Genomic DNA, 26,409 nt, shown 5'->3' with positions numbered 1-26,409 from the left:
GGCTGTTCAGATTGCCGGCCCGAGCAGGTCGTCGGCGTCCTTGATGACATAGCCGTAGCCCTGCTCGGCGAGGAAGCGCTGCCGGTGTGCCGCGTACTCGGCGTCGAGGCTGTCGCGCGACACCACCGAGTAGAACACCGCCCCGCCGCCGTCGGCCTTCGGGCGCAGCAACCGGCCGAGGCGTTGCGCCTCCTCCTGGCGTGAGCCGAACGTCCCTGAAACCTGCACCGCAACACTGGCTTCCGGGAGATCGATGGAGAAGTTCGCGACCTTGGAGACCACGAGGGTGCGGATCTCGCCCCGGCGGAAGCCGTCGAACAGTTCCTCGCGCTCGGCATTCTTCGTGGACCCCTGGATCACCGGGGCGTTCAACTCGGTGCCCAGCTCGTCGAGCTGGTCGAGATAGGCGCCGATCACCAGCGTCGGCTCGTTCGGATGGCGGTCCAGGATCGACTTCACCACCGCGATCTTGGTGTGGGCTGTCGCGCAGAGCTTGTAACGCTCCTCGGGTTCGGCCGTCGCGTACAGCATGCGCTCGTTGTCGGTCATCGTGACCCGGACCTCGACACATTCGGCCGGCGCGATCCAGCCCTGGGCCTCGATGTCCTTCCACGGCGCGTCATAACGCTTGGGGCCGATCAACGAGAACACGTCGCCCTCACGCCCATCCTCGCGGATCAGCGTCGCCGTCAGCCCCAGCCGTCGTCTCGACTGCAGGTCGGCCGTCATCCGGAAGACCGGGGCCGGTAACAGGTGCACCTCGTCGTAGACGATCAGGCCCCAGTCACGGCTGTCGAACAATTCCAGATGCTTGTACTCGCCCTTGGTCCGGCGGGTGATCACCTGGTACGTCGCGATGGTGACCGGTCGAATCTCCTTGCGCTCGCCGGAATATTCGCCGATCTCCTCCTCGGTCAGCGTCGTGCGGGCGATCAGTTCGCGCTTCCACTGGCGTCCGGCGACGGTGTTGGTGACGAGGATCAGTGTCGTCGCGCCCGCCCTGGCCATCGCCGCGGCGCCGACGAGCGTCTTGCCGGCACCGCACGGCAGCACCACGACGCCCGAACCGCCGTCCCAGAACGAGTCCGCGGCCATCTGCTGGTAGTCACGCAGCTCCCAACCGTCCTGCTCCAGGGCGATCGGGTGTGCCTCACCGTCGACGTAACCCGCCAGGTCCTCGGCGGGCCAACCGATCTTCAGAAGCATCTGCTTGACCCGACCCCGCTCACTGTTGTGCACGATGACGGTGTCGTCGTCGAGGCGGGCGCCGAGCATCGGCGCGATCTTCTTGTTCCGCAGCACCTCTTCGAGCACCGCCCGGTCGAAGCTGACCAGGGTGAGTCCGTGGGCGGGATGCTTGACCAACTGCAGGCGGCCGTACCGCGCCATGGTGTCGACGATGTCGACCAGCAGCGGCTGCGGGACGGCATAGCGGGAGAACGACACCAGGGCGTCGACGACCTGCTCGGCGTCGTGTCCCGCCGCGCGGGCGTTCCACAGGGCGAGCGGGGTGATGCGGTAGGTGTGGATGTGCTCGGGTGCGCGCTCCAACTCGGCGAACGGCGCAATGGCCGCACGTGCTGCCCCGGCCTGCTCGTGGTCCACCTCGAGCAGGACGGTCTTGTCGGATTGCACGATGAGCGGTCCGTCAGTCACGCGCGGTGCCGCCTCGAAGTCTGGCTGAAGTCACGTTGTCCCATTATCCAGGTCGGGTCGGACACCTCGTGTCGTCAGCGTGTGCCGCCCCGCTCGCCGGTCCGGAGTCGGCATTGCCGAACGGGATCCCCGACCCCCGCGATGCGCGACATACCCCCGGAAATTGTCGGCGGCTCTAATTCGCGGTGCCCGGATTTTCGCAGGAAGAGCCTGCGTGGACGGTTGCGGGTCGCCTGTCTTCGCGATTGGTCCTTGCTTTACTGTGACTGCGATCACTATTTTGCTCTCATGCCCTTCATCGCAGGTGCTCCGCCCGCGATGACCCTGCGATCTGGACGTCCAGCCCCTGAGGAAACGGAGATCGACCCATGAGCGAGCAGCCATCACGCCGGCCGGTGACGCAGGGCGGCACCCGTCCTGCGATGTACATCGGGAGGGTGGGAGCGCTCGCGGTGTCGCTCGGAATCGGTTTCGCCGTCGCGAACGCGGCCACCGGGTTCGCCTACGCGGACACCGACGGCGATTCGGGGGGTTCGGTGAGCGCCTCGGCCCCCGCCACACGCGCTGAATCCGGCAAGCCCGCCTCAGGTCTGTCGACAGACCGTGGGCAGACGACGTCTCCCTCCGGTGGTGCGACCGGCGCCGCAGGCGACGGCGAGTCCGACGGTGACGACGATCCCGCGCCGTCCGGCCGGACCGCCACCGACGACGACGCGGCGGAGGCCGAGGCGCTGAGCCGCGACGCCGACAGCGCGGCCGACGACAGCGCGGCCGACGACAGCGCGGACGCCGACGCCGAGGAGTCCGGCGACGCCGAAGACGTGAGCGCCGCCGAGGACGACACCGACGACACCCCGGCGCCCACCGGCGAGGCCGAGGCGACCCCCGACGTCGCCACCAGGGCACAGCAGAAGCCGACGGCGCCCGTCCGCACCACGACCGCGCCCACGGCTTCGGGGGCCTCCGCGGAAGCTGCACCGCAGACGCCCGAGACCGGGACCGTGACCAGTGCCAACGTGCTCAGTGCCGTCGTGTCGACCGCCGTTGCACCACTTGCTGATCCGGAGCTTCCGGCGCCGTCGCCGGTCGCCGACGCGGTGCTGGCATGGGTACGCCGGCTGATCACGCACACCTTCTTCAACAAGACCCCGGTTGTGCGTTCGGTGGAGACCGAACAGATCCTCACCGGCCAGGTGCTCATCACCATCGACGCCTACGATCCCAACGGGGACCCGCTGACCTACGAGATCGTGCAACCCGACACCGGCCTGGTCGTCCGCGTCCCGGCCACCAACACGTTCCTGTACACCCCGACGCTGCCCGTGCTCGGAGATCCGGTGCCCGTGTCGTTCGACGTCGTCATCCGAGACGACTCCGAGCACCTGACCGGTGTCCTGGGCGGTATCCAGAACCTGCTTCACGCGGTCGCCCGGTTCTTCCGCCTCGCCCAACCCGACAATTACACCCAGACCGTGGCGTTCGACGCCGAACCGATCGTCGCCGTACCTCCGACGCTGGCGGTGACGGGCCGGCTGTTGCCCTACCTCGTGGGTGCGGATCCGGTGAATCTGCTGTCGCTGGCCAAGATCGTCGACCTCGACTCGCCGCAGATGAGCGAGGCGACCGTCACCATCGGGGTGGGTCGCCAGGACGGCGACCAGCTGCGCTACGTCGCCCCCGAGGGCGTCACGATCGACGTCGAGCAGGTCAATGACCACACGCTGAAGCTGACCGGTCTGGCCTCGCAGGCCGACTACGAAAAAGCGCTGATGGCAATCACGTTCAGCACCACCGACCTCGGTCTGGTGGCCCGCACGGTGGACTTCACCATCACCGACGAGCACGGCGAGAGCAATCTCGTCCCGGCGTTCTCGCTCGTGACCGTGCTCGGACTGCCCGTTGATGCGCCGCCGTCGCTGCTGGCCGCCGGCGGGCTGCCGTACTTCCTCGGCGGTGCCCCCGTCCCGCTGCTGTCGCTCGCCCAGATCGTCGACGTGGATTCGGCGTCGATGCAGCGTGTCCTGGTCGCGATGAGCGCGCTGACACGCGTCGCCGGGGACAAGCTGGGCTACGTCGCGCCTGCCGGCATCACCGTCGGAGTCAATCAGGTCGACGACTGGACGATCGAGCTGACGGGGGTTCACTCGCGGGCCGATTACGAAACCGCGCTCAAAGCAATCACTTTCAGTGCCGAATCCCTCGGGCTGCTGGCCCGGACCGTGGAGATCTCGCTGACCGACGCCGACGGCAACAACAGCCTGACGCCGACCCTGGTGGCCGCCACCGTGTTGCCCGGAGTCGACGTCGAACTGCCGCTGATCGTCACCCCGGTGGGTCTCCCGGTCCACACGATCGGCAAGGCGCCGGTCAAACTGCTGACCTCGGTGGGCATCGCCAACGCCGACGACGATCAGCTCACCGGCGCGGTGGTCAGCATCGGCCTGAACCGGGTCGCCGGCGACACGCTGGGATACGTTGCGGTCGAGGGCAATCCGATCACCGTGCAGCAGACCAACGCCTGGACGCTGACGCTGTCGGGCACCGCGACGGTCGAGCAGTACCAGCAGGCGCTGCAGAGCATCACCTTCAGCGCCACCGCGCTGGGACTGCCCCGCACCGTGACCATCACCGTCACCGAATCCGATGGAGACACCAACCCCGCCCCGGGCATCGTCTTCGCCAACTCCCTGGCACCGCTGCGGCCGACGATCGTCGTCACCGCCGTACCTCCGACCCACACCATCGGCAGGCCCGGCGTGGTGATCGCACCGGTGGTCACCATCGAGGATCTCGACTCCCCGGTGCTGACCGGCGCGACGGTCGCGCTCGGCGTGGGACGCCAGGTGGGCGACGTCCTCGCCTACGCACCGCCGACCCCGGGACTGATCACCGCGTCCTGGAACGGCACCGACACCCTGACGTTGTCGGGTCCCGCGTCGGTCGCCGAGTACGAGGCCGCGCTGGAGGCGGTGACGTTCTCGGCGACGGGCGGTGCCGGCGTGCCGCGGACCGTGACGATCAACATCGTCGACGACTCCGGCCTCTCCGCGGTGCTTCCCGGTGCGGCCGCGGCGCTGGTCAAGAATCCCGACCGGCCGACCGTGGTCACCGTCGGGTTGCCTGACCTGTCGTTCCCGTCGGTCGGCGACACCGTCACGCCGATCACATCGGCGACCATCGTCGACACCGATTCCAGCGTGCTCAGCGGTGCGTCGGTGCGGATCTCCGAGCGCTTCACCACCGGAGACACCCTCGCCTACACGGCAGTGGCGGGCGTGCCGATCGCGGCGACCTTCGACAGCGCGACCGGGTTGCTCACGCTCACGGGCACGGCGACGATCGCGCAGTACAAGCAGGCGCTGCAGTCGATCACGTTCAGGGCGACCCGCTACGGCGGCGGTCTGTTGGACGTGATCGGCGTGACGCGCACACTGTCGGTCTACGTCACCGACGACACCGGTGTCAGCAATACGCTGCCCGGTGTGGTCGCGGTGACCGTGTTCCGGTGAGCCGCCCGGCGGTCACCCGGAATCCGCAGAGACCACCGACGTGACGCGGTGGATGGCGAACTCGCGTACGCGCCCCGACGCCGGGTCGTAGGCGGTGAGCTGGCCGCCGCGGACGTTGATCGGCGCCACCACGCGCTGGGTGGCCACCCCGGCCGGGTCGACGTAGCCGATCACCACCGATTCCTGGTGGTGTGCCGCCTGCTGCAGTTCGGAGATCGCGACGGCGGGATCCAGCCGCAGTCCTGTCGGCGGCGCCGACGCGACCTTGCGCAGGACGGCGACGATCGCACCCAGGGTCTGATCGGAGGGCCCCGTGGTCTGCCGGTATCCCCGGCGGCGGCCCGGCGACGGGACCCGTGCGCCCCGGACGCGCAGGTCCACGATCGCGCCGGTCGCATCCTCTGCGGCGGGCGCGAAGCCCGCGGAGCGTAAAGCGTTGAGCACCTCCGAGATCGGTGCCTGCGACACCGCGACGGTGGGGGCGAGCATGCGCAGCTCGACCCGCTCGGTCGCCGGCGCGGCCACCGCCTGGGCCAGCAGCGCGGTGTCCTCGCAGCGCACGAACGACGACGCCATCCCCACCCGCAGCTGGCCGTGCCGACGGGCCGCGTCATCGATCAGGTAGGTCAATGCCTGCGGCACAGGTGTTTTGGAATGCTTGGCGAACAGCGCATGGAGTTCGCCGGCCGTCTTGCCGGTATCCAGCGCCCGCCGGACCGAGGATTCGTCGATGCGGTACACCATCGCCGCCCCGGCGGACTCCACCGTCGCGACCGCCGCGAGCTGCTCGGCGAGCGCGCGCTCGAGCGGGCCGGGGACGATGACCGTCAGGTCCGCCTGCAGCAGGAAATGATCGATCGGCGCGGGCAGGACCTTGTCCATCGCCGCGACGACGGCCTCCTCGTCGGCGCCGGCGAGGAGCCGGCGCAGCGGCGTGGCCAGCGCACCCCGCCCCACCGCGCCGACCGCGTGGGCTTCGGTCAGCAGGTCGGCGACCGGGTCGCGCTGCAGACGCGCCGACCAGCGCGGACGCTTCCACACCATCGCCTGTGACGCGCTCTCGGCGTCCACCCCCGCTCCGGGCGGCAACGCGTCCAGCGTTTCGAGGAGCAGCCGGCGATCGAACGGGGCTGCGGTCGAGAACAACGAATCAGACAGCGCCGCATAGGGTTTACCGTCCGCGCCGCGGGTGCCCACGAGGCTGGGACGGCCCGGCAGATCGAGCCAGGCCGACATCAGCAGCTGCCACTTGACCGCGGTCGGAGATTCGATGAACCGGTCGGCAGCCACGGTCGGCGCCCACGACGAGGCTGCCGAGTCCGTCGGGTCGGGCTCCGGGATGCCCGGCGCGATCAGCCCCGCCCCCGCGGCCACCTCGAGGATCAGTCCGAGCCTGCGCTCGTCGATGCCGGTCGCCTTGGTCAGCCGCTTGACCTCGCGGATACCGAGGCCGCCACTGCGCAACTCGGGAACAGGTGCCGCACTGAGGGTTTCGAGGACCACCTCGACCTCGCGCAGGAAGTCCAGTGCCGCGCCGGCCGCCACCGCGTCGACGTCGGAGGCTTTGGTCGTGGTCACCGTCGGATCCGGCGCGGACAGGCTGACCGGTCCCGGCGTCGCTCCCCGGAGGACCTGACCCACCAGCCGCGGCAGGATGACGGTGTCCTCGTCGAGCCGGCGAAGCAGGCCGGCCGCCAGCAACCTGGGCACAGGACGGTCCGGCGGGGTGCCCGGCATCGCGTCCCGGGTGCGCCCGATCGGAGACCCCTCCAGCAGCTTGTCCAGCAGGTCGCGGGCGGCGCCGTCGAGGGTCGCCAGAGCCGCGTCGATCTCCGTCGCCGACATCGACGCGGCCTCCACGGTCGCCTGACCCGGGTACCAGGGCAGGCAGGAAGCCACCTCGGCGACCACGCGCAGCGCCCCGTCGCCGGTCGGGTCACCCCACACCAGTGCGCGCTCACACAGGTCTTCGACGGTCGCGCGGATCTCGGCGCCGTCGGCGCGTTCCCCGAACAGTTCGGCCAGTTCGGCGAAGGTCGCCACGACGGTGTCGGCGCCGAGGGTCAGCAGTGCGTCGAGGACCGCCAGATTCAGGAAGTCGAGGTCGTCGGTGGCAGCCTTCACCGACTGGCGCGCCGCCGCCCGCGCGGCCAACGCCGCGATGCTGCCGGGGGGCGGTTGGGTGAGGTCGGGACGCAGACGCAGCAGCGCGACCAGTTGCTCGTCGGTGCGCTCGGCCAGCCAGGCAGCCAGCGGCATACCGGGGGCCTTGGCTCGGGGGCTCATCGCCGCCCCCTGCTCTTCGCACACGCACTCATCGCTGACCAGCGTAAAGGAGCCGCCCGCCCTCGCCAGTCGGCTATCGGCCTGCCACAATGTCTTCGTGGCTGATGACAAGAAGAACCGATACGTCGATCCGGGCTGGCCCTCGACGGACCCCGATGACCACGTGGTCAGCGAGCTTGCCACCGACCGCACCGGTGCGCTCTCGCCGTTCGGGGACGTCACGTTCCCGCTGCCGGCCGAGCAGTTGCCCTTCATCCAAGCCGTCACCGTCGTCAACAGGTAACGGTCACCGGCTGTGGGCGAACGCCTCTCGCACCTCGACGAGACCGGCGCCGCGCACATGGTCGACGTCACCGCCAAGGACGCGACCTCACGCATCGCGGTGGCCGAGGGCACGGTGCACACCAGGCCCGACGTCGTCGACATGATCACCGCGAACGGCCTGCCCAAGGGCGACGCGCTCGCGACCGCGCGCATCGCCGGCATCCTCGCCGCCAAACGCACGAGCGATCTCGTCCCGCTGTGCCATCCGCTCGCGATCACCGGCGTCGACATCGACTTCACCGTCGGCGGTGACGAGGCGCCCGGATCGGTGACCATCACCGCGACCGTGCGCACCACCGACCGCACCGGGGTCGAGATGGAGGCGCTGACCGCCGTCAGCGTCGCCGCGCTCACCGTCTACGACATGATCAAGGCCGTCGACCGGGCAGCCGGCATCGACGGCATCCGGGTGCTCCGCAAGGAGGGCGGCAAGACCGGGTCGTGGACCCGGTGACGCGGACCGGCGTCGTCGTCATCGCCTCCACGCGCGCCGCCGGTGGCGTCTACGAGGACCGCTGCGGGCCCGTTCTGGCCGACTGGCTGACCGACCGCGGCATCACCACACCGGCACCCGTGGTCGTCGCCGACGGCGAACCTGTCGCAGCGGCGCTCGAGGCCGCTCTCGCCGACGCTCCGGATGTGATCCTGACCTCGGGCGGCACCGGCATCTCACCGACCGATGCGACGCCCCAGATCACCTCGGCGCTGCTCGACTACGAGATCCCCGGCCTCGCCGACGCGATCCGGCGTTCCGGGCTCCCGAAGGTGCCGACGTCGGTGCTCTCCCGCGGGGTCTGCGGCGTCGCAGGCAGGACGCTGATCGTCAACCTGCCCGGCTCCCTCGGCGGGGTCAGGGACGGGCTCGGAGTGCTCGCCGAGGTACTCGACCACGCCCTCGACCAACTCCACGGCAAGGACCACACGCGATGACCATCGTGGTACGCGCGGCGCTGACCGATCAGCTCATCGACACCACCGAGCACGAGAACCTCGTCGCCCACGAATCGGCCGGAGCCGTCGTCACGTTCGCGGGCGTCGTCCGGGACCACGACGGGGGACGGGGCGTCACCCGCTTGGAGTACTCGTCGCACCCGACCGCCGAACAGACGCTGGCCGACGTGGCAGCCGAGATCGCCGCCGAGAGCCACGGTGTGCGCGCGATCGCTGTGAGTCATCGGGTCGGCACCCTGCGTATCGGCGATGCCGCACTGGTGGCCGCGGTCGCCGCCGATCACCGCGGGGCCGCCTTCGAGACGTGCGCCCGGCTGGTCGACCGCGTCAAGGAGCGGCTACCGGTCTGGAAGCATCAGTTCTTCACCGATGGCTCCGACGAATGGGTGAACTCCGCCTAGATATCAGGCGGGCGGCAGCACCGGCGGGGGCGCCGGGACGGCCGGAGCCGGCAGCGGTGCTGCGGCACCCTGGACGGGGGCTTCCGGCGCCGGCGCGGGAGCGCCGACCGGTGCCATCGGCGCCGGTCCACCACCGTTGGCGGTCAGTGGACGCTGGGTCAGCGCCAGCAGCGCATCCGAGCCCGAGATCTCCTGGGTCTGGATCGCGTGCCAGATCTCCTTGAGGTACGTCACGTTCGGGCTCTGTTGAGGACCCTGCGGCGTCACCGTGGTGCCGGGAGGCGGGTTGTCCGGGCTGACGAGGTGCGGGACCTCGGCGGGCGCCGCCGGAACCGGACCGGCCTGGCCGGCGGGTACGCCGACCACCGGTGCGGGGGCGGCGACGGTTTCCGGTGCGGGGGCCGGAAGCGGCGGAGGCACAGGAGCGGGCTGCAGCGGGGCGTCGAGGCCCAGGGACCACATCTGCGGGTCACCGGGGGCAGGTGCCGGAGCGGTGTCCCAGTTGACGGCGGTGACCACCGCGCTCGGCGGCGCGTCCACGGGGATCGGCGCGACGACGGGCTCCACGGGTGCCGGCACCGACAGGGCGTCGAACGGGACGGCCTCGGGGGCCGGTGCGGGCAGCGGAGCCGGAGGGAGTGCCTCCGGTGCCGGCAGCGGTGCGGTAGCGGCGACGGCGTCGAACGCGACGGTCTGGGCCGGAGCAGGCGCATCCAAGGGTGCCGGGGGGAGCGCCTCGGGTGCCGGGGGCAGCGGGGCCGGCGCGGCCATCGCGTCGACCGGGACGGCCTCGGGGGCCGGCGCGGGCAGCGGAGCCGCGAGCTGCTCGACGGGTGCGGGCGGCAGCGCCTCGGGCGCCGGCGGCAGGGGTGCGGGCGCCGGGGCTGCCAGCGCATCGAACGGCGCCGGTGCGGGCGGAGGCGGCGGGGGAGCGAACGGGTCCAGCGGGGCCGGCGGCGGAGGCAGCACACCGCCCAGGCCGAGCGGGTCGACCGGGGCGGGAGCGGGCGGCTCGTCGACGACGTTGCGCGGCGTCGCGGCGGACAGCACCTTGCCGCACGTCGGCCATGCGCCCTTGCCCTGAGAGGCCAGCACCCGCTCGGCGACGGCGATCTGCTCTTCCTTGGTCGCCAGGTAGGCCGCCGGGGCGAACTCGCCGCCGCCGTGTCCCGACCAGGTGCTCGGGGAGAACTGAAGTCCGCCGTGGTAGCCGTTGCCGGTGTTGATCGCCCAGTTTCCACCGGATTCGCACGAGGCGACCCGATCCCATTCGCCGTCGGTCGCGGCGCCGGCATGTCCGGCGAGGGCGATACCTCCGCCTCCGATGACCGCGCCGGTGAAGGCGATCTTCGCGACGCTCTTGGCTGATGAAGCGGGTTTGCGGTGCCGTCCACTCATAAGTGCGTGTGGTTCCTCTCTGTAGCGCCCGCGAGGTCAGCTGTCGGGTTCGGGCTGGAGAGGTCGCCCGGCCGTCATCGTCGAAACGTCGACGGCTTCACCCCAAGGAACCGAATCGGTTCCCGGTCCTGTCGTATTCGGTGGACCAGTGGGTCCCCCGCCTCCATCCGGGTTGTATCTCGTTGTCCCCGCACACCGACGGATGGAGCTCGGCGCAATCGGTGGTGCGGCAGGCCGGTCATCTGTGGGGGTCGATCGGCCTGTTCAGACGGTAACGGCTCCCCAGGGGCTCGTCATCTTTTGCTCACAGCCGTGTTGCGGAACGCGGCAAATACTAAAAAAACTCTAAATACCCAGGACCGACTGTCGTTCCTGCAGGTGCCGGGTCCCTCAACCTGTCCGTAGCCATCCCGTGACCATTCCGTGATGTGACGCAAATCACGGAATAGAAAGGTGTATTCGGCCTCTAGCCGCCCGCGAACGGAGGCAGGACGTCGATCGTCTGCGCGTCGTCGAGGACCACACCCATGTCGCGCACGGCGACACCGTCGCGCAGATACGAGCATCTCGCCAACACCGAGGCCAGACCGTCGTCGCGACTGCGCAGCGTCGCCACGAGCGCGTCGACGGTGGTGCCGGACGGAACGTCGATCGTCTCCGATTCCGCCCCCGCCGCGGCGCGCGCCGCCGCGAAATACCGCACGGTCACCCGCACGTCGGTCCCAGCAGGCAAGCCCTCAGCCTCCGATCGCGCTCATCGGCCGGTCCGGCTGCACGAAATCGGGATCGTTGATGCCGTGCCCGGCGGCCTTGGCCCACATCGCCGCGCGCCACGCTGCCTCCAGGGCGTCGTCGTCCGCACCGGAGCGCAGCAGCGCCCGCAGGTCGGTCTCGTCGCGGGCGAACAGACAGTTGCGGACCTGACCGTCGGCGGTGAGCCGGCTGCGGTCACAGGTCGAGCAGAACGCGTGCGACACCGACGCGATGATCCCGACCCGGCCGACCACTCCGGTCCCGTCGTGGACCCGCCACAGCTGTGCCGGTGCCGACCCGCGCGGGGCGGGGTCGGGAGTGAGCGTGAAGTGCCGCCGCAGCGTGTCCAGGATGTCGTCGGCGCTCAGCGCACGGTCGCGCTGCCAGGAGTGGCCGGCGTCGAGCGGCATCTGCTCGATGATCCGCAACTGATAGCCGTTCTCCAGGCAGAAGCCAAGAAGTGCCACCGCGTCCTGCAGGCCTCTCACCGCGTCGAGCACCGCGTTGACCTTCACCGGCTGCAGCCCCGCTTCCTTCGCGGCGTGAAGACCGGCGATCACGTCGTCGAACCTGTCGCGGCGGGTGATCGCGGCGAAGCGCGCCGGATCGACGGTGTCCAGCGACACGTTGATGCGATTGAGTCCGGCACGTCTGAGCCCCGCCGCCCGCTGCGCGAGCCCGATGCCGTTGGTGGTCAGCGTGATCTCGGGGCGGGGTCGCAGCGCCGTCGTCGCCGCGAGGACATCCTCGAGATGCGGCACCACCAGGGGTTCTCCGCCGGTGAACCGGATGCTCGTGATCCCCAGGCGGGTGACGCCGATGCGCAGCAACCGGGTCAGTTCGTCGGGGGTGAGCTTCTGGTCGCGCGGCATCCAGTCGAGTCCCTCGGCGGGCATGCAGTAGGTGCAGCGCAGATTGCACAGGTCGGTCAGCGACACCCGCAGATCCGTCGCGACCCGCCCGAAGGTGTCGATCAGGGGGCCGGTCGCCGGCGCCGGGGTCGAAGGGCGCTGGACAGACGGCAACCCGAGGGGGACGACCGTCACGGCACCGAACCGACCACGCGACCGTGAGCCTGATCGACCGGCACGATCTCCTTGCCCAGCGGCATCAGCGACACCGGAATCAGCTTCAGATTGGCCAGGGCCAGCGGGATACCGACGATCGTGATGGCCATCGCGAGCGCGGTGGTGATGTGTCCGATCGCCAGCCACACGCCGGCGACGATGACCCAGATGACGTTGCCGACCAGCGCGCCCGGACGCGGGCCCGGCTTCTCCACGATGGTCCGGCCGAACGGCCACAGCGCGTAGGCCGCGATCCGCAGCGACGCGAAACCGAAAGGGATGGTGACGATCAGGACGAAGCAGATCAGCGCCGCCAGGAGGTAGCCGAGCGCCAGCCAGAGGCCGCCGAACACCAGCCAAATGACGTTCAGAATCAGTCGCATCATCTTCCTCCAGCGGTGACCTGCAGCCTACCGACATAAGGGGATGCTGGCCGCCCGGACGTCCGAGTAGGATCTTGCACGGCGCGTCCCGACGCAGGCGGGGCGCTTCCTTTATGTAGCCATGTAGGCGTTATCGACACCAGACAGACAGCAGGTGAGACCAGTGCCAACCGGCCGGGTGAAGTGGTACGACGCGGAGAAAGGCTTCGGATTCCTCTCACAGGAGGAGGGCGAAGACGTCTACGTGCGGTCCTCGGCGCTGCCTGCCGGTGTCGAAGGTCTGAAGGCCGGTCAGCGCGTCGAGTTCGGCGTGGCGGCGGGACGCCGCGGACCGCAGGCACTGCAGGTCAAGCTCATCGATCCGCCGCCGAGCGTGAGCCGGAACCGTCGCGAAGCTGCCGCTGCCGAGCACAAGCACACCCCCGACGAGCTGCACGGCATGGTCGAGGACATGATCACGCTCCTCGAAGGAGCTGTGCAGCCCGAGCTGCGCAAGGGCAAGTACCCCGACCGCAAGGTCGCGCGCCGGGTCTCCGAGGTCGTCAAGGCCGTCGCGCGCGAACTCGACGCGTAGGTCATTGCCGCCGCGCTCGGGGGTCGACACTCGGGGGGTCGACACTGAACTTCTTGTCGAACTGTCGGCGAAAATGCGCTCATAAGTTCAGATTGGGCGGCCCGATGGGCGCCCCGGCGTCACGGAGCGCTGCATAGGTCCGCGATGCGATGGTCGCGGGGCGATCGCGCAGGATGTCGGCGCTGACCCGGATGATCCGCCAGCCCTGAGCCTCGAGGGTCGCCAGACGGTCGATGTCGCGGGCGCCTTGCCGGGCGTCGCCCCAGTGGTGCTCGCCGTCGTACTCGACGCCGACCTTCCACGTCTCCCAGCCCATATCGACGCGGCCGAGGTGGTATCCGAACCGGTCGTAGACGTCGATCTGGGTGCCTTCGGGCGGTAGGCCCGCTGTGATGAGCACAAGGCGCGTGCGCGTCTCCTGAGGTGATTCAGCTCCGGCGTCGACCAGCTCGAGGACCTGCCGCAGTTGCACGATCCCCCGTGCTCCGCGGTGACGCTCTGCGACCAGCCGTACGTCGTCGGGTCCCGTGTTCGTCGCTCGCAGCAACGCGTCCAGTCGCACCACCGCTCGCACGACACCTGCCCTACGGCCGAGATCGAATGCGGTGCGCTGTGGCGTCGTGACCGGGATGCCGCGCACGGTGGTGACTTCGTCGTGGCGAAGTGCGTTGCAGTGCAGCAAGATTCCGGGGCTGCGGTGCTGACTGCGCTGGTTCAGTTCGGCCGGCAGGCGGGGGGTCGATCCACAGCGCGCCGTGCATCGCGGCGGCGGACACACCGACGACGGCGGCAGTCCGGCGCGACCACAGCCACGCCGCCTCGGCTTTCTGCACGGGCGTGAGCTGCCGGCCCTTCGGGGCGTAGACATTGCGGTGCACTGCCCGGTAGCGCGTCGAGAGTTGGTACCGGTTGACCGTGCCGGCACTCAGCGCCTCAGTTCCGACGAATAGGTCCATGGCCATTGGACGCTGGAGGCCCTCGCGCCGGTTCCGCGGGGCGCGAATCTGAAGTCGTTCATCAAGTAGGAGCCCGAAAAAGCGATCAACTTCAGATTCGCCGCCGCGATACGGGTATCAAGGCAGCTATGAGCTACGTGGCCGACTCCTCCGCGTCCGACGGTGAGTTCAACCGGGACACCGACTACATCACCACCCGGATCACCGCCGACGGCCGTGACGGTTACCCCGTCGAGGCGGGCCGGTACCGGCTGGTCGTGGCCAGGGCGTGTCCGTGGGCCAACCGGACGATCATCGTGCGACGCCTGCTGGGCCTCGAAGATGCTCTCTCCATCGGCTTTTGCGGCCCCACCCACGACGAGCGCAGCTGGACCTTCGATCTCGACCCGGACGCTGTCGACCCGGTGCTCGGAATCCACTACCTGCGCGATGCGTACGACAAGCGCGTCCCGGACTATCCGAAGGGCGTGACGGTCCCCGCGATCGTCGAGGTCGAAACCGGTCAGGTCGTCACCAACGACTTCGCGCAGATCACCCTGGACTTCTCGACGGAATGGTCGGCCCACCATCGCGAAGGGGCCCCGCAGCTCTACCCGGAGCCGCTGCGCGACGAGATCGACGAGGTGGCCCAGCGGATCTACACAGAGGTCAACAACGGTGTCTACCGGTGCGGCTTCGCCGGCTCACAGAGGGCCTACGAGAGGGCCTACGACCGGTTGTTCACCGCGCTCGACTGGTTGGAGGACCGGTTGGCCGACCAGCGATATCTGGTAGGGGACACGATCACCGAGGCCGACGTGCGGCTGTTCACGACCCTGGCCAGGTTCGACCCGGTGTATCACGGGCATTTCAAGTGCAACCGGAGCAAGCTCTCCGAGATGCCGGCGCTGTGGGCCTACGCCCGTGACCTGTTCCAGACGCCGGGCTTCGGGGACACCACCGACTTCGTCCAGATCAAGCAGCACTACTACATCGTCCACTCCGACATTAATCCGACGGGCGTCGTCCCGAAGGGGCCCGACCTGTCGAACTGGCTGAGCCCGCACGGCCGCGAAGCGCTGGGCGGTAGGCCCTTCGGAGACGGGACTGCTCCCGGCCCGACGCGCGAGGGTGAACGCGTGCCCGAGGCTCACTCAGCGGGCTGAGGATCACCCGCCGGTTCGTCCGGCCAGACCGTCTGGACCGCCCACTCCGCGTGCGGCACGGGGAATTCATTGCCGGCCTCGTCGCGCACCCACGTCGGAAGCTGCACCGCGATGCCGGTGAGTCGTCCGCGCTCGGGGTCTTCGGTCGGGATCGTCACCGCCAGGCGGGTGTGCGGCGGAACGATCTCGACGATGTCGTCGTCGGTGTAGGCGCGCAGCAACACCCACGGTGCGCGCGAGATTGCCGACGGGATGGACAGCTGCACGGGATGGCGGGCGTCGACCGCGAGCTCGCCCTGCTCGGCGGGAACGGCACAGTCGGTCGGATTGAACACCTGGCAGTAGCGGTAGGGGCCGACCCGCGTCAGATTGCCGTGCGAGAAGGCCGAGATCTCCGGGTAGCCGGGGCCGTGGTCGCGGGACAGCTGCCAGACCAGCACGCCGGTACCGATCGACGCGAGCAGAGCGACCGCCGCCAGCACTGCGACAAGACGTTTCACTCGCGGGTCACCACCGCATCCGTCCGTACACCTTCCTGCTCGGCGTGCACGGGGCGGTTACCGCCGAGCCCCGGCACCAGCGACTCGCCACGATAGCTCAGCACCGTCTGCGCGAGACCCAGGATCAGGATCGCGGTGATCGCGGTGAACCCCGCGTAGAGCTCGGTGTAGATCAGCACGCCCGTCGCGCCGCCCGCCACCCACGCCAGCTGCAGCAGCGACTCCGAGCGCCCGAATCCCGACGCTCTCGACTCCTCGGGCAGGTCGTCCTGTATCGACGCATCCAGCGACGCCTTGGCGATCGCGCTGGCGGCCGAGGTCACCAGCGTCGCCGCCGCGGCCACGAACAGATTGCCCGTCAGTGCCGTGGCCAGCGCGACGACGGTCACCGCGATCGCACACCGCACCACCAGACGCGCCGGGTGCCCGAGTTTGAGACGGGCAGCGGTGAAATTGCCCCCGAAGTTCCCGATGGCCGCGGCCGCGCCGATCATCCCGAGGATGCGCAACTGCTCCCAGCCGCTCGCGTCGTGGGCCTTGGCGACGAACGCCGGGTAGAGGAACAGGAATCCGACCATCACCTTGACGGTGCAATTGCCCCACAACGAGGTGATGATGTTGCGGCCGAGCGGCTGGCGGGCCCTGCCCGTGGCGGCGGCGGGTTCACGAGGCAGCATTTCGGTGGCGCCGTGATAGCTCAGCGTGGCAGGCACCTCACCCTCGGTGACCTCGACCCACTTCGGGATGCGCATCGCCAGCACCGCCCCCGCGACCGTCACCGCCACGACGACATACAGTGCACCCGGCATCTGGAACAGCTGGAAGCCGTACTCGGCGGCCGCGGCGATCCCGCCGCCGATCATCGTGCCGCCCAACAGTCCGAACGTGGTCAGCCGGGAGTTGACCCGCACGAGGTCGATGCTCGGGGGCAGTACGCGGGGAGTGACGGCGCTACGCAGCACCGAGAACGATTTGGACAGCACCATCATGCCGAGCGCACACGGGTAGAGCACCCAGGACGGAAAGCTGCCCGTCGCGCTGTCGAAGTTGGCGATCAGCACCACGGCCAGCACCGTGCGCAGGACGAACGACGCGGCCAGCGCGACCCGCCTGCCGTGCTGCAGCCGGTCCAGCGCGGGGCCGATCAGCGGCGCGATCACGGCGAACGGTGCGATCGTGATGAGCAGGTACAGCGCGACCTTGCCCTTGCTCTCGCCCGAGGCGGCCGCGAAGAACAGCGTGTTGGCCAGCGCCACCGCCATCGCGGCGTCGACCGCGAAGTTCGCGACCACCGGCCACGTCAGCGCGGTGAGCCCGGATTTGTCGGCGCCGTCCGCGGTCGCGGCCCGGTGCACCATTCCGTAGACCTTCGAACCCATCTCGCGGCTGCGTTGCGCGGCGGCGCGGGTGACGGTGACCTTCTCGCCGCCCGCGGCGCTCGGGGCGTCGTGGTAGCGGCTGTCGTAGTCGCGGCCTGCGCGGCGGGGGTCGTCGTCCAGCGGAGGCAGCCATCGGTTGCCTGCCTGGCCCGGCGAGTAGGGACGGCCCGGTCTGCGGTTACCCGGGCGCGTCTGCGGGTCGCTCGGGTAGTTCGCCATCCCCGGATGTTCTCCCGCAGGTGGGCGCGGCGGGTAGTAGCGTCCACCCTGCTGACCGTCAGGGTCCCGGGGGTCACGCCGCGGTCCGGTCACGGGTCGATTCTCCCCTATCGGACCGACAGCGCTCGCGCAGGCGGCCGGTGTGGCTAGAGGTCGCCGGGGTCAGGCAGTATTGGAGGCGATGGACAGCATGACCGAACCCGATCAGCAGGCCGATCCCACGGGCGTGGAACCGGCGCCGACGCCTGAACCCGCGACCCCGTCGCCGGAACTGGAAGCCGTGCTGCTGGGCGCTGTCGACGACGCCCGCGCCGCGATCGTCGAGTTCAGCGGTGAGGACAGCGTGGGGGAGTACCTCGGCGCGGGGTTCGAGGATTCCACGTCGGCCACCCACCGTTTCCTCGCCGAACTACCGGGCTACCGCGGCTGGCAGTGGGCCGTCGTGGTCGCGGCGTGCCCCGGCGCCGGTCGCGCCACCATCAGCGAAGTCGTCCTCGTCCCCGGCCCGACCGCACTGCTGGCACCCCAGTGGGTGCCCTGGGAGGAGCGGGTCCGTCCGGGCGATCTGAGCCCCGGTGACCTGCTCGCCCCACCCGCCGACGACCCGCGCCTGGCGCCCGGGTACGCGGCCACCGGCGACCCGCAGATCGACGAGGTCGCCGTCGAGGTCGGACTCGGCCGCCGCCAGGTGCTCAGCCTGTGGGGCCGCAACGACACCGCCCAGCGCTGGCATGACGGCGAGTACGGACCCGGTTCGGCGATGGCGCGGGCGACGCGGCGGATGTGCCGCGACTGCGGCTACTACGTTCCGCTCGGTGGCGCGCTCGGAGTGATGTTCGGTGTGTGTGCCAATGAGTACGCCGCCGACGGGCACGTCGTCGACGCCGAATTCGGCTGCGGCGCACACTCGGACACCCCGGCGGCGGCGGGCACCGGTTCCCCGCTGTACGACCCGTACGACGACGGGGTGCTCGACGTGGTGGATCGTCCGCAGGCGTCCGGCCAGCCGACCGAATCCCCCGCGGAGGTTTCGGAAGAGTCTTCGACCGAATCCCCGGTCGAGGCCCCGGCGGAGGCCCCTGCCGAATCCCCCGTGGAGACCCCGGCCGAATCCTAGGGCCTGGTCTATTTCTCGGCGGCGGCCTTGATCCGCTGCAGCGAGGCGTTCATACCCTCGATCAGCTCCTGCTCGAAGCTGGGCACCCCGCCCATGAACTTTCCGACGAGGAAGTTCGACACGGCGGAGGTGCCGTTCTCGGCGTGACGCGTCTCGACGAGCCGGGTGCCGGCCTCGGTGGGCTCCAGCTCATAGGTCCACACGGTGTTGTTCTCGTTGACGCGGAATCCGAGCTTCTGCTCCGGCACGAACTCGGTGATCCGGCACGTCGTGGGCCAGAAGAGCGGACCGCGCCGGTTGAGGTTGATCGTCCGCGTACCCGGGCGCAGTGTCCCGAGCGGCTTCATCACGCGGCACTGCGGGCTCCACTGCGACATCTTCTTCAGATCGGCGACGAGCTCCCACACCTTCGACACCGGCGCGTTGATGTCGATCTCGGCCTGCAGAATCGGTGCTGCCATGGGCTTCTCCTCGTGTGCTGATCAGTTCAAGCCGCGCTGGGCGCCTCGGTGGCCCCGACGCGCGGAGTGACGTTGCCACAGAAAGATCGATGTGCCAAGCACGCCGACGCCCAGCCCCGCGACGGTGATCGGCCGCCAGTCGTGGAGCCCGTCGACGGTGAACGCGAGCAGTGCGGCGACCACCCAGCCGCACGTGATGACCACGATGACCGGCCACGGCGCGAGCAGCGCCGCGGGGAGCGGGGGCGGCTGAGGCTCGGTGTCGGCGTTCATCGCGTCCAACCTAAACGACCACCCGCGGCCGGTGGGTAGTGTCTACCGCTGTGCCAGCCGCCGGTCCCGCCGAATCCGCGTGAGTGGTGCCGTGCTCGACGTGGTCGACATCACCGATCCCGCGGACCCCAGGCTCGACGACTTCCGTGATCTCAACAGTGTCGATCGCAGGCCGGATCTGCCGAGCGGCAAGGGCCTGGTCATCGCCGAAGGGGTTCTGGTGGTGCAGCGAATGCTGGCGTCCCGCTTCGTGCCCCGGGCGCTACTGGGCACCGACCGCCGTCTGACCGAACTCGGGACCGACCTCGACGGTCTCGCCGCGCCGTTCTACCGGGCCACCGCCGAGGTGATGGCCGAAGCGATCGGATTCCATCTGAACCGGGGCGTGCTGGCCTCGGCGTCGCGTGCCCCGGAGCTCACCGTGGCCGAGGTTCTCGACGGCGCGCGCACCGTCGCGGTCCTCGAAGGGGTCAACGATCACGAGAACCTCGGATCGGTGTTCCGCAACGCTGCAGGGCTGGGCGTCGACGCGGTCATCTTCGGCTCAGGATGTGCCGACCCGCTGTACCGCCGCGCGGTGCGGGTGTCGATGGGTCACGCGCTGCTGGTCCCGTTCGCCCGCGCCGCGAACTGGCCTGCCGATCTGAACATCCTGCGTGACAACGACTTCCGGCTTCTCGCGATGACGCCCGACCCGACCGTGCCGACGCTGGCCGACGCGGTGTCGGGTCTGACGGAGGAGCGGATCGCGATCCTCGTCGGCGCCGAGGGACCGGGCCTGAAGGAGCACACGATGCGTTCGGCTGATGTGCGCGTACGCATTCCGATGGCACGCGGCACGGACTCGCTCAACGTCGCGACTGCCGCCGCCCTGGCGTTCTACGAGAGGGACAGGAGCAACCGGTGAACGACGAAACCCCGTGGGCCACCGGCTTGACGGTGGCCGCGTCCGTCGCCGCGGTGATCGCCACCGCGGTCATCGTGCTCAGTGTGGGCCTGGCGCGTGTGCACCCGCTTCTGGCGGCCGGGCTCAACCTGATCGCCGTCGGTGGGCTCGCGCCCACGGTGTGGGGTTGGCGCAGGGTCCCGGTATGGCGCTGGTTCGTTCTGGGTGCCGGGGTCGGGGTGGCGGGCTCGTGGATCGCGCTGCTGGCCATGGCCGGCGCGTCGATCTGAGACGCTCAGGTCACGACGTCAGCGCTGGCCGCCGCTGGAGCGCACGCCGAGCAGAACGTCCTCCCATGCCGGCACGGCAGGGCGCGACTTGCGGGGACGGGAGGTCTTCGCGGCGGGCGTCTCTTCCGGTGCCTCGGCCTGCGGCTCGGGGATGGGCGCGGGCGCAGGTGTAGGAGCAGGAGCAGGAGCAGGAGCAGGAGTGGGCACCGGGTCGGGCTCGCCGAGGGCCAGTTGCGCCACCGGGGCCAGCGGACGCAGCGGGCGGGCGAAGGTCGGGTCGATCAGCTCGGAGGCGGCGTCGTCGAACGCGGTGACGGTGCCGCCGTGCGCGCCGGGGGCGTACCGGAAGTGCGCGACGTTGTCCGACAGTCCCGCCTTCCAGGCCAGCTGCACGGTCCAGCGGCTGTCCTCGTTGCGCCACGCGTCCCAGGTGGTGGCTTCGGGGTCGAGGCCGCGCGCGATCAGCGCCGTACTGACGGTCTCCAGCAGGGTCAGCACCGACGGCCCGTCGGCCAGTACCGGGTGCGCGGCGGTGGCCAGCTCGGCGGCGCGGGAACGCTCCAGCAGCACCGGGTGCGCGAAGCGCTCGACCCGCGCGATGTCCACACCCGCGGCGGAGGCGATCTGCTCGACCGAGGCGCCCGCGCGGATCTTGGACTGGATTTCTCGGGGGCGCAACATGTTCGGCACCTCGACATCGATCGTGGTCTGGTTCGAAGCGGCCCGGTCGCCGCGCACGGCGGCCTTGAGCCGGTCGTCGGCGCGGAGGACGAACTTCTCGCCGGAGTCGCCGGTTTCGCAGATGATGCGTGTGCCGTCGACGTCGAGTCCCACGACTTTGAGTTCCCTCATGTGCGTCCTCCTCCGGGCTGGCGCCTTGCCCGTTATTCGGGTGACCCTACTGCGTTACCAGTCCGTGACCCGGCAGACACGCGGGAGTGGCTAAAGCCGCTCCACCACATAATCGATGCAGGCCGTCAACGCGCTCACGTCCTCGGGATCCACCGCCGGGAACATGCCGACGCGCAGCTGGTTGCGGCCCAGCTTGCGGTACGGCTCGGTGTCGACGACGCCGTTGGCGCGCAGGATCTTGGCGACCGCGGCCGCGTCCACGGAGTCGGAGAAGTCGACGGTCCCGACGACCTGCGAGCGCAGTGCGGGATCGGTGACGAACGGCGTGGCGAAGGACGCGGACTCGGCCCACGAGTACAGCCGCTGCGACGAGTCGGCGGTCCGCGCGACCGCCCAGTCGAGTCCGCCGTTGCCGTTGAGCCAGTCGAGTTGCTCGGCGAGCAGAACCAGCGTCGCGATCGCCGGGGTGTTGTACGTCTGGTTTTTGAGGCTGTTCTCGATCGCGATGGGCAGGGACAGGAACTCCGGGACCCAGCGGCCCGATCCGGCGATCGCCTCGACGCGTGCCAGTGCCGCTGGCGACAGGACCGCGAGCCACAGCCCGCCATCTCCGGCGAAGTTCTTCTGCGGGGCGAAGTAGTACGCGTCGGCCTCGGTGATGGTGACGGGCAGTCCGCCGGCCGCGGACGTCGCATCGATCGCGACGAGGGCGTCGCCGGCGCCGTCGGGGCGCTGTACCGGAACGGCGACGCCGGTCGAGGTCTCGTTGTGCGCCCAGGCGATCAGATCCACCGACGGGTCCGACTGGGGCTCCGGCGCGCTGCCGGGATCGGCCTTCACGACGATGGGATCGCCGACGAACGGGTTCTTGGCGACCGCCGATGCGAATTTGGCGCTGAACTCGCCGTAGGTCAGGTGCAGCGAGCGCTTGTCGACGAGGCAGAACGCCGCAGCGTCCCAGAACGCCGTGGAGCCGCCGTTGCCGAGGATCACCTCGTACCCCTCGGGCAGCGAGAACAGCTGACGCAGTCCCTCGCGGACGCGGCCCACCAGGTTCTTGACCGGTGCCTGCCGGTGCGAGGTGCCGAACAGATCGGCGGCCGCGACCAGCGCCTGCAACTGCTCGGGGCGGACCTTCGACGGCCCGCAGCCGAAGCGGCCGTCGGCGGGCTTGAGATCAGCGGGGATGGTCAGGGTCTCGGCCATGCCCACCAGCGTAGTTCCGTGGCCGGCGGCGGCTGAGCGTGGGGAGCCGACCCCTGTGACGGTGATCTGCATCACATGTGACGGGAATTACCTGGTCGTGACACAGCCGGGAAAAAAGCCTGGTTAATTCCTGGGACCGCGGGTACTGTCTCTGGACAACAAGCCGATGGATGTAAACCGACGGAAGGCTTCGCATGGCGGTCAAGGAAGCTCGCACACGAATGATCCGGCGTTGGCGCAAGAACATGGATGTCACCGACGACGCGCAGTACGTCGAGACCCTGACGACCCTCTCCGAGGGCTCGGTGCGGCGCAATTTCAATCCGTACACCGACATCGACTGGGATTCCCCGGAGTTCGCCGTGGTCCCGAACGATGAGCGCTGGATCCTGCCGGGGACCGACCCGATCGGTCAGCACCCCTGGTACCGGGCGCAGCCGCTCGAGCGGCAGATCGAGATCGGCATGTGGCGGCAGGCCAACGTCGCCAAGGTCGGACTGCACTTCGAGTCGATCCTGATCCGCGGACTGATGAACTACGCGTTCTGGGTGCCCAACGGGTCGCCCGAGTATCGGTACTGCCTGCACGAATCGGTCGAAGAGTGCAACCACACACTGATGTTCCAGGAGATGGTCAACCGCATCGGCGCCGACGTGCCCGGCATGCCGCGGGTGCTCAAGTGGCTGTCGCAGTTCATCCCGCTGGCGGCCGGGCCGCTGCCGATCCCGTTCTTCTTCGGAGTCCTCGCCGGTGAGGAGCCCATCGACCACACGCAGAAGAACGTGCTGCGCGAGGGCAAGTCGCTGCACCCGATCATGGAGAGGGTGATGGCGATCCATGTGGCCGAGGAGGCCCGCCACATCTCGTTCGCCCACGAGTATCTGCGCAAGCGCGTGCCGCACCTCAACCGCAGGCAGAAGTTCCTGCTCTCACTGAACGTGCCGATCATCATGCGGGTGCTGTGCCAGGCGATCATCGTGCCGCCGAAGTCGTTCTGGAAAGAGTTCGACATTCCGCGCTCGGTGAAGAAGGAGATCTTCTTCGGCACCCCCGAGGCCCGCCAGTTCCTGCGCGACATGTTCGGTGACGTGCGGATGCTCTGCCACGACACGGGTCTGATGAACCCGGTCGCCAAGCTGATGTGGCGCATCTGCCGGATCGACGGTCCGCCGAGCCGCTACCGCAGCGAACCGGCGCGCGGGCACGTCGTCACCGCGGCGTAGCTGCCGGAGGCCGCAACCATGCCCCATGTGATCACCCAGTCGTGCTGCAGCGACGGGTCCTGCGTCTACGCGTGTCCGGTCAACTGCATCCACCCGTCGCCGGACGAACCCGGCTTCGCGACCGCGGAGATGCTCTACATCGATCCGGTCGCCTGTGTCGACTGCGGTGCCTGTGTGTCGGCATGTCCGGTCGGGGCCATCGCGCCTGATTCGAAGCTCACCCCCGAGCAGTTGCCCTTCGTCGAACTCAACGCGGCGTTCTACCCGAAGCGCGAGGGCAAGCTGCCGCCGACGTCGAAACTCGCGCCGGTGCTCGAAGCTCCTGTCGTGCACCGGAAGTCGGGCGGGCCGCTGACCGTCGCGATCGTCGGGTCCGGCCCCGCGGCGATGTATGCCGCCGACGAACTGCTGACCCAACCCGACGTGCGGGTGAACGTCTTCGAGAAACTGCCGACGCCCTACGGGCTGGTGCGGGCCGGCGTCGCGCCCGATCACCAGCACACCAAGCGCGTCACCGAGCTGTTCGACACGATCGCCGACAAGCCCGGCTTCACGTTCTTCCTGAACACCGAGGTGGGCTCGGACCTCACCCACGACGAGCTGCTGCGCTACCACCATGCCGTGCTCTACGCCGTCGGTGCGCCCAGCGATCGGCGACTGGACATCGACGGCATGGAGCTGCCCGGCACCGCGACGGCCACCGACCTGGTCGCCTGGTACAACGGGCATCCCGAGGCCGCCGATCTGCGGGTGGATCTGCACACCGAGCGCGTCGTCGTCATCGGTAACGGCAACGTCGCGCTCGACGTCGCCCGGATCCTGACCACCGACCCGGATGCGTTGGCGCGCACCGACATCGCCGACCACGCGCTCGCGCGGTTGCGCGACTCGCAGGTGCGGGAGGTCGTCGTCGCAGCCCGCCGAGGCCCGGCCGCGTCGGCGTTCACGCTGCCCGAGCTGATCGGGCTGACCTCGTCGTGCGACGTGGTCCTCGATCCCGCCGACCACGACAGCGTCCTGGCGGAGCTGGCGGAGGCGACCGATCCGCTGACCCGAAACAAGCTGGAGATCCTGTCCACACTCGGCGACACGACCGCGCCGGTGACCCGGCCGCGCATCCGGCTGGCCTACCAGCTGACCCCGCGGCGGATCACCGGCGACGCCCGCGCGGCGGGGGTGGAGTTCACCGTGACCGGCGGCGACGAAGTGGTGGAGATCTCCGCCGGGCTCGTCCTGACCTCCATCGGCTACCGCGGCACACCGATTCGCGGGCTGCCTTTCGACGCCGATGCCGCCGTGGTGCCCAATGACGGCGGACGGGTGATCGCCGGCGCAGACCCGGTGCGCGGTAGCTACGTCGCGGGATGGATCAAGCGCGGCCCGACCGGGTTCATCGGCACCAACAAGTCCTGTGCCGCCGAGACCGTGCACAACCTGGTCGCCGACTACAACGACGGTCTGCTCGCCGATCCGGTCCACCGCGGTGCGGCGCTGGAGCATTTCGTCCGCGGGCGCCGGCCGGCGGTGATCGGCACCGCCGGCTGGAAGGCGATCGACGAGGCCGAGATCGCGCGCGGCGCCGGCGTCCGTCCGCGCGAGAAGTTCACCTCGGTCGCGGAGATGGTCGAGGTCGCCGCGAACGCCCCGGCGCCGCCGATCCACCGGCGCGTGCTGGCTGCGTTGCGACGCTGACCGGCCCGCGGGTCACCCCGACGAGTACTGCAGGGCGTGCACGAACGCGGTGGGTTGCACCGACAGCGCACCGACGTAGGGATGCTCGAGAGCGAAGATCAGGTACAGCACGAAGGCCAGCAGCGCCGACGTGAGTCCCACGGCCAGTGAGTGCACGAGCAGATCCGGGGTGCCGAACAGGAACGTGAAGGCCATCATCACGCCGCCGCCACCGATGAGCAGGATCCAGAGTTCGCCCGGCACATAGGCATCACCGGTGGCGACCCGCATCTTGCGTGCGGCCCCCAGATCGTTGAGTCGGACGATGGCGTGGTCGAAGAACGCGATCTCGTTGCGCGTCTGGGGTTGCACCGTCAGGTACGTCTGCCACACGGCGTCGAGCGCATCGGACCGCTCGTCGACATGCTCGCCGCGGTGCATGAGGGGGAACTCCTCGTCGATGACCGTTCTGGTGTACCGGATCAGGCTCTCCTCGATGAGCGACCGCGATTCGGCGGGCAGGGCCGCGGAATCGCGGAGGAGGTCGGTCACGGCACTGGCCTCGAGCGCGCTGGCGTCCTCGGCGTCGGAGAACTGTTCCCACACCACGACGACGACGAACCCGACGAGCACGGCGTAGAGAACCCCGGCGAGCTGGAACACCGAACCCGACACGGCATTCGCGTTCTCCAGCCGGGTCTGAGACACCGCCTTGCGGAAGACGACGAGGCCGCCGATCGACAGTCCGACGATGCCGACGACCCACAGCGTGACCAGAATGGGCGGGGGCACTTGGAGGAGCCAGAGCACAGATCGTCACCTCGCGTCGGATGCCGTCGGACGCGGCGCAGTGCGGCAAGTATGCCGCGTAGGCGCCGACGGGGTCCGACAAAATGACGGGTTTGGTCAATCCGCCCACCGTGCGGCGC

The 26,409-nt window shown here is 69.6% G+C and carries 26 protein-coding genes and 1 riboswitch; of the genes, 12 read left to right on the top strand and 14 right to left on the bottom strand.

Features of this window, described 5'->3' with window-relative positions; translation table 11 throughout:
* Positions 1-6: 6 nt before the first annotated feature.
* Positions 7-1,656, bottom strand: a complete 1,650-nt coding sequence (locus tag DYE23_RS23465) for a DNA repair helicase XPB (RefSeq protein WP_099961965.1) — start codon at positions 1,654-1,656, stop codon at positions 7-9.
* Positions 1,657-2,024: 368 nt separating this feature from the next.
* Between DYE23_RS23465 and DYE23_RS23460 the strand changes: the two genes are divergently transcribed.
* Positions 2,025-5,165 carry a RodZ family helix-turn-helix domain-containing protein gene (locus DYE23_RS23460; protein WP_115328296.1) on the top strand — a complete coding sequence of 1,047 codons (3,141 nt, stop codon included), beginning with the start codon at positions 2,025-2,027 and terminating at the stop codon, positions 5,163-5,165.
* Between the two features lie 12 nt (positions 5,166-5,177).
* Here DYE23_RS23460 and DYE23_RS23455 read toward each other — a convergent pair whose 3' ends face one another.
* Complete coding sequence (locus DYE23_RS23455; protein WP_041799915.1) at positions 5,178-7,451, bottom strand: helicase-associated domain-containing protein; 2,274 nt, start codon at positions 7,449-7,451, stop codon at positions 5,178-5,180.
* A 97-nt stretch (positions 7,452-7,548) separates the two neighbouring features.
* On the opposite strand from DYE23_RS23455, the gene DYE23_RS23450 reads away from it, so the two are divergent.
* The 4 genes from DYE23_RS23450 to DYE23_RS23435 are packed head-to-tail and all read left to right on the top strand — an operon-like array spanning position 7,549 to position 9,127.
* Positions 7,549-7,734 carry a hypothetical protein gene (locus tag DYE23_RS23450; RefSeq protein ID WP_041787701.1) on the top strand — a complete coding sequence of 62 codons (186 nt, stop codon included), beginning with the start codon at positions 7,549-7,551 and terminating at the stop codon, positions 7,732-7,734.
* Between the two features lie 57 nt (positions 7,735-7,791).
* Positions 7,792-8,229 (top strand): cyclic pyranopterin monophosphate synthase MoaC, encoded by a 438-nt coding sequence (gene moaC, locus DYE23_RS23445; RefSeq protein WP_011892596.1) that lies wholly within the window; start codon positions 7,792-7,794, stop codon positions 8,227-8,229.
* Positions 8,226-8,705, top strand: coding sequence for a MogA/MoaB family molybdenum cofactor biosynthesis protein (locus tag DYE23_RS23440; RefSeq protein WP_011892597.1), 480 nt, complete (start codon positions 8,226-8,228; stop codon positions 8,703-8,705). The genes moaC and DYE23_RS23440 overlap by 4 nt, the downstream gene beginning before the upstream one ends.
* A complete protein-coding gene (locus DYE23_RS23435; RefSeq protein WP_011892598.1) occupies positions 8,702-9,127 on the top strand; it encodes a molybdenum cofactor biosynthesis protein MoaE in 426 nt (141 codons plus the stop codon). Before DYE23_RS23440 ends, DYE23_RS23435 begins: the two co-directional genes overlap by 4 nt.
* 3 nt (positions 9,128-9,130) lie before the next feature.
* On the opposite strand, the gene DYE23_RS23430 is transcribed toward DYE23_RS23435, so the two are convergent.
* The 4 genes from DYE23_RS23430 to DYE23_RS23415 all read right to left on the bottom strand — a co-directional run bounded on the left by DYE23_RS23430 (position 9,131) and on the right by DYE23_RS23415 (position 12,728).
* The gene (locus tag DYE23_RS23430; protein ID WP_115328295.1) at positions 9,131-10,525 is read right to left on the bottom strand and encodes a transglycosylase family protein; all 1,395 of its coding nucleotides are present in this window, start codon (positions 10,523-10,525) and stop codon (positions 9,131-9,133) included.
* Between the two features lie 10 nt (positions 10,526-10,535).
* Positions 10,536-10,708: riboswitch (cyclic di-AMP (ydaO/yuaA leader) on the bottom strand.
* Between the two features lie 283 nt (positions 10,709-10,991).
* Positions 10,992-11,258: a MoaD/ThiS family protein gene (locus DYE23_RS23425; protein WP_013470858.1), complete on the bottom strand. Its 267-nt coding sequence runs from the start codon at positions 11,256-11,258 to the stop codon at positions 10,992-10,994.
* 4 nt (positions 11,259-11,262) lie between these two features.
* Positions 11,263-12,324 carry a GTP 3',8-cyclase MoaA gene (gene moaA / locus DYE23_RS23420; RefSeq protein WP_115328294.1) on the bottom strand — a complete coding sequence of 354 codons (1,062 nt, stop codon included), beginning with the start codon at positions 12,322-12,324 and terminating at the stop codon, positions 11,263-11,265.
* The gene (locus tag DYE23_RS23415) at positions 12,321-12,728 is read right to left on the bottom strand and encodes a YccF domain-containing protein (RefSeq protein ID WP_011892602.1); all 408 of its coding nucleotides are present in this window, start codon (positions 12,726-12,728) and stop codon (positions 12,321-12,323) included. The genes moaA and DYE23_RS23415 overlap by 4 nt, the downstream gene beginning before the upstream one ends.
* Before the next feature lie 163 nt (positions 12,729-12,891).
* Between DYE23_RS23415 and DYE23_RS23410 the strand changes: the two genes are divergently transcribed.
* Positions 12,892-13,302, top strand: coding sequence for a cold-shock protein (locus DYE23_RS23410; RefSeq protein WP_011892603.1), 411 nt, complete (start codon positions 12,892-12,894; stop codon positions 13,300-13,302).
* 79 nt (positions 13,303-13,381) lie between these two features.
* On the opposite strand, the gene DYE23_RS23405 is transcribed toward DYE23_RS23410, so the two are convergent.
* Positions 13,382-14,170, bottom strand: a complete 789-nt coding sequence (locus tag DYE23_RS23405) for an endonuclease domain-containing protein (protein WP_494337389.1) — start codon at positions 14,168-14,170, stop codon at positions 13,382-13,384.
* Positions 14,171-14,386: 216 nt separating this feature from the next.
* Between DYE23_RS23405 and DYE23_RS23400 the strand changes: the two genes are divergently transcribed.
* Positions 14,387-15,403: a glutathione S-transferase family protein gene (locus DYE23_RS23400; RefSeq protein ID WP_011892604.1), complete on the top strand. Its 1,017-nt coding sequence runs from the start codon at positions 14,387-14,389 to the stop codon at positions 15,401-15,403.
* On the opposite strand, the gene DYE23_RS23395 is transcribed toward DYE23_RS23400, so the two are convergent.
* The gene (locus tag DYE23_RS23395) at positions 15,388-15,903 is read right to left on the bottom strand and encodes a DUF2771 domain-containing protein (protein ID WP_013470860.1); all 516 of its coding nucleotides are present in this window, start codon (positions 15,901-15,903) and stop codon (positions 15,388-15,390) included. The genes DYE23_RS23400 and DYE23_RS23395 overlap by 16 nt on opposite strands.
* Entirely contained in the window at positions 15,900-17,594 is a 1,695-nt protein-coding gene (locus DYE23_RS23390; RefSeq protein ID WP_372516275.1) for an MFS transporter, read from the bottom strand. Before DYE23_RS23390 ends, DYE23_RS23395 begins: the two co-directional genes overlap by 4 nt.
* 97 nt (positions 17,595-17,691) lie before the next feature.
* Here DYE23_RS23390 and DYE23_RS23385 point away from each other — a divergent pair, with 97 nt between their 5' ends.
* The gene (locus tag DYE23_RS23385; protein ID WP_013470862.1) at positions 17,692-18,618 is read left to right on the top strand and encodes a DUF3027 domain-containing protein; all 927 of its coding nucleotides are present in this window, start codon (positions 17,692-17,694) and stop codon (positions 18,616-18,618) included.
* 8 nt (positions 18,619-18,626) lie between these two features.
* Here the strand turns inward: DYE23_RS23385 and DYE23_RS23380 are convergent, their stop codons facing one another.
* Both DYE23_RS23380 and DYE23_RS23375 read right to left on the bottom strand, forming a co-directional pair.
* Positions 18,627-19,079, bottom strand: coding sequence for an SRPBCC family protein (locus DYE23_RS23380; RefSeq protein ID WP_011892608.1), 453 nt, complete (start codon positions 19,077-19,079; stop codon positions 18,627-18,629).
* Positions 19,080-19,100: 21 nt separating this feature from the next.
* Positions 19,101-19,352 (bottom strand): DUF2530 domain-containing protein, encoded by a 252-nt coding sequence (locus DYE23_RS23375; protein ID WP_011892609.1) that lies wholly within the window; start codon positions 19,350-19,352, stop codon positions 19,101-19,103.
* Between the two features lie 79 nt (positions 19,353-19,431).
* Here DYE23_RS23375 and DYE23_RS23370 point away from each other — a divergent pair, with 79 nt between their 5' ends.
* Together DYE23_RS23370 and DYE23_RS23365 are read left to right on the top strand one after the other, a co-directional pair.
* Complete coding sequence (locus DYE23_RS23370; protein WP_372516276.1) at positions 19,432-20,259, top strand: TrmH family RNA methyltransferase; 828 nt, start codon at positions 19,432-19,434, stop codon at positions 20,257-20,259.
* On the top strand, positions 20,256-20,528 hold the full coding sequence (locus DYE23_RS23365; protein WP_011892611.1) for a DUF2537 domain-containing protein: 273 nt from the start codon (positions 20,256-20,258) through the stop codon (positions 20,526-20,528). The genes DYE23_RS23370 and DYE23_RS23365 overlap by 4 nt, the downstream gene beginning before the upstream one ends.
* An 18-nt stretch (positions 20,529-20,546) precedes the next feature.
* On the opposite strand, the gene sepH is transcribed toward DYE23_RS23365, so the two are convergent.
* Together sepH and serC are read right to left on the bottom strand one after the other, a co-directional pair.
* Entirely contained in the window at positions 20,547-21,380 is an 834-nt protein-coding gene (sepH, locus tag DYE23_RS23360; RefSeq protein ID WP_115328292.1) for a septation protein SepH, read from the bottom strand.
* Positions 21,381-21,470: 90 nt separating this feature from the next.
* Entirely contained in the window at positions 21,471-22,586 is a 1,116-nt protein-coding gene (serC, locus tag DYE23_RS23355; protein WP_013470864.1) for a phosphoserine transaminase, read from the bottom strand.
* 194 nt (positions 22,587-22,780) lie between these two features.
* On the opposite strand from serC, the gene DYE23_RS23350 reads away from it, so the two are divergent.
* Entirely contained in the window at positions 22,781-23,809 is a 1,029-nt protein-coding gene (locus DYE23_RS23350; RefSeq protein ID WP_115328291.1) for an AurF N-oxygenase family protein, read from the top strand.
* Between the two features lie 18 nt (positions 23,810-23,827).
* Complete coding sequence (locus DYE23_RS23345) at positions 23,828-25,501, top strand: FAD-dependent oxidoreductase (RefSeq protein ID WP_013470865.1); 1,674 nt, start codon at positions 23,828-23,830, stop codon at positions 25,499-25,501.
* Positions 25,502-25,513: 12 nt separating this feature from the next.
* Here DYE23_RS23345 and DYE23_RS23340 read toward each other — a convergent pair whose 3' ends face one another.
* Entirely contained in the window at positions 25,514-26,290 is a 777-nt protein-coding gene (locus tag DYE23_RS23340) for a bestrophin-like domain (RefSeq protein WP_013470866.1), read from the bottom strand.
* Between the last annotated feature and the right edge of the window lie 119 nt (positions 26,291-26,409).

It is taken from the genome of Mycolicibacterium gilvum (genome assembly GCF_900454025.1).
In the GTDB taxonomy this organism is placed as follows: Bacteria; Actinomycetota; Actinomycetes; order Mycobacteriales; family Mycobacteriaceae; genus Mycobacterium; species Mycobacterium gilvum.
Note: the sequence above shows the minus strand (reverse complement) of the source record. Positions and strands in the feature narration are given on the sequence as shown.

Bases quoted from the DNA above. Each gene is read 5' to 3' on its own strand.
- DYE23_RS23405 (WP_494337389.1), bottom strand. From the start codon at position 14,170: ATGTCTACGCCCCGAAGGGCCGGCAGCTCACGCCCGTGCAGAAAGCCG.
- DYE23_RS23345 (WP_013470865.1), top strand. From the start codon at position 23,828: ATGCCCCATGTGATCACCCAGTCGTGCTGCAGCGACGGGTCCTGCGTC.
- DYE23_RS23380 (WP_011892608.1), bottom strand. From the start codon at position 19,079: ATGGCAGCACCGATTCTGCAGGCCGAGATCGACATCAACGCGCCGGTG.
- DYE23_RS23430 (WP_115328295.1), bottom strand. From the start codon at position 10,525: ATGAGTGGACGGCACCGCAAACCCGCTTCATCAGCCAAGAGCGTCGCG.
- DYE23_RS23385 (WP_013470862.1), top strand. From the start codon at position 17,692: ATGACCGAACCCGATCAGCAGGCCGATCCCACGGGCGTGGAACCGGCG.
- DYE23_RS23400 (WP_011892604.1), top strand. From the start codon at position 14,387: ATGAGCTACGTGGCCGACTCCTCCGCGTCCGACGGTGAGTTCAACCGG.
- DYE23_RS23435 (WP_011892598.1), top strand. From the start codon at position 8,702: ATGACCATCGTGGTACGCGCGGCGCTGACCGATCAGCTCATCGACACC.
- DYE23_RS23350 (WP_115328291.1), top strand. From the start codon at position 22,781: ATGGCGGTCAAGGAAGCTCGCACACGAATGATCCGGCGTTGGCGCAAG.
- moaC (WP_011892596.1), top strand. From the start codon at position 7,792: ATGGTCGACGTCACCGCCAAGGACGCGACCTCACGCATCGCGGTGGCC.
- DYE23_RS23460 (WP_115328296.1), top strand. From the start codon at position 2,025: ATGAGCGAGCAGCCATCACGCCGGCCGGTGACGCAGGGCGGCACCCGT.
- serC (WP_013470864.1), bottom strand. From the start codon at position 22,586: ATGGCCGAGACCCTGACCATCCCCGCTGATCTCAAGCCCGCCGACGGC.
- sepH (WP_115328292.1), bottom strand. From the start codon at position 21,380: ATGAGGGAACTCAAAGTCGTGGGACTCGACGTCGACGGCACACGCATC.
- DYE23_RS23375 (WP_011892609.1), bottom strand. From the start codon at position 19,352: ATGAACGCCGACACCGAGCCTCAGCCGCCCCCGCTCCCCGCGGCGCTG.
- DYE23_RS23415 (WP_011892602.1), bottom strand. From the start codon at position 12,728: ATGCGACTGATTCTGAACGTCATTTGGCTGGTGTTCGGCGGCCTCTGG.
- DYE23_RS23455 (WP_041799915.1), bottom strand. From the start codon at position 7,451: ATGAGCCCCCGAGCCAAGGCCCCCGGTATGCCGCTGGCTGCCTGGCTG.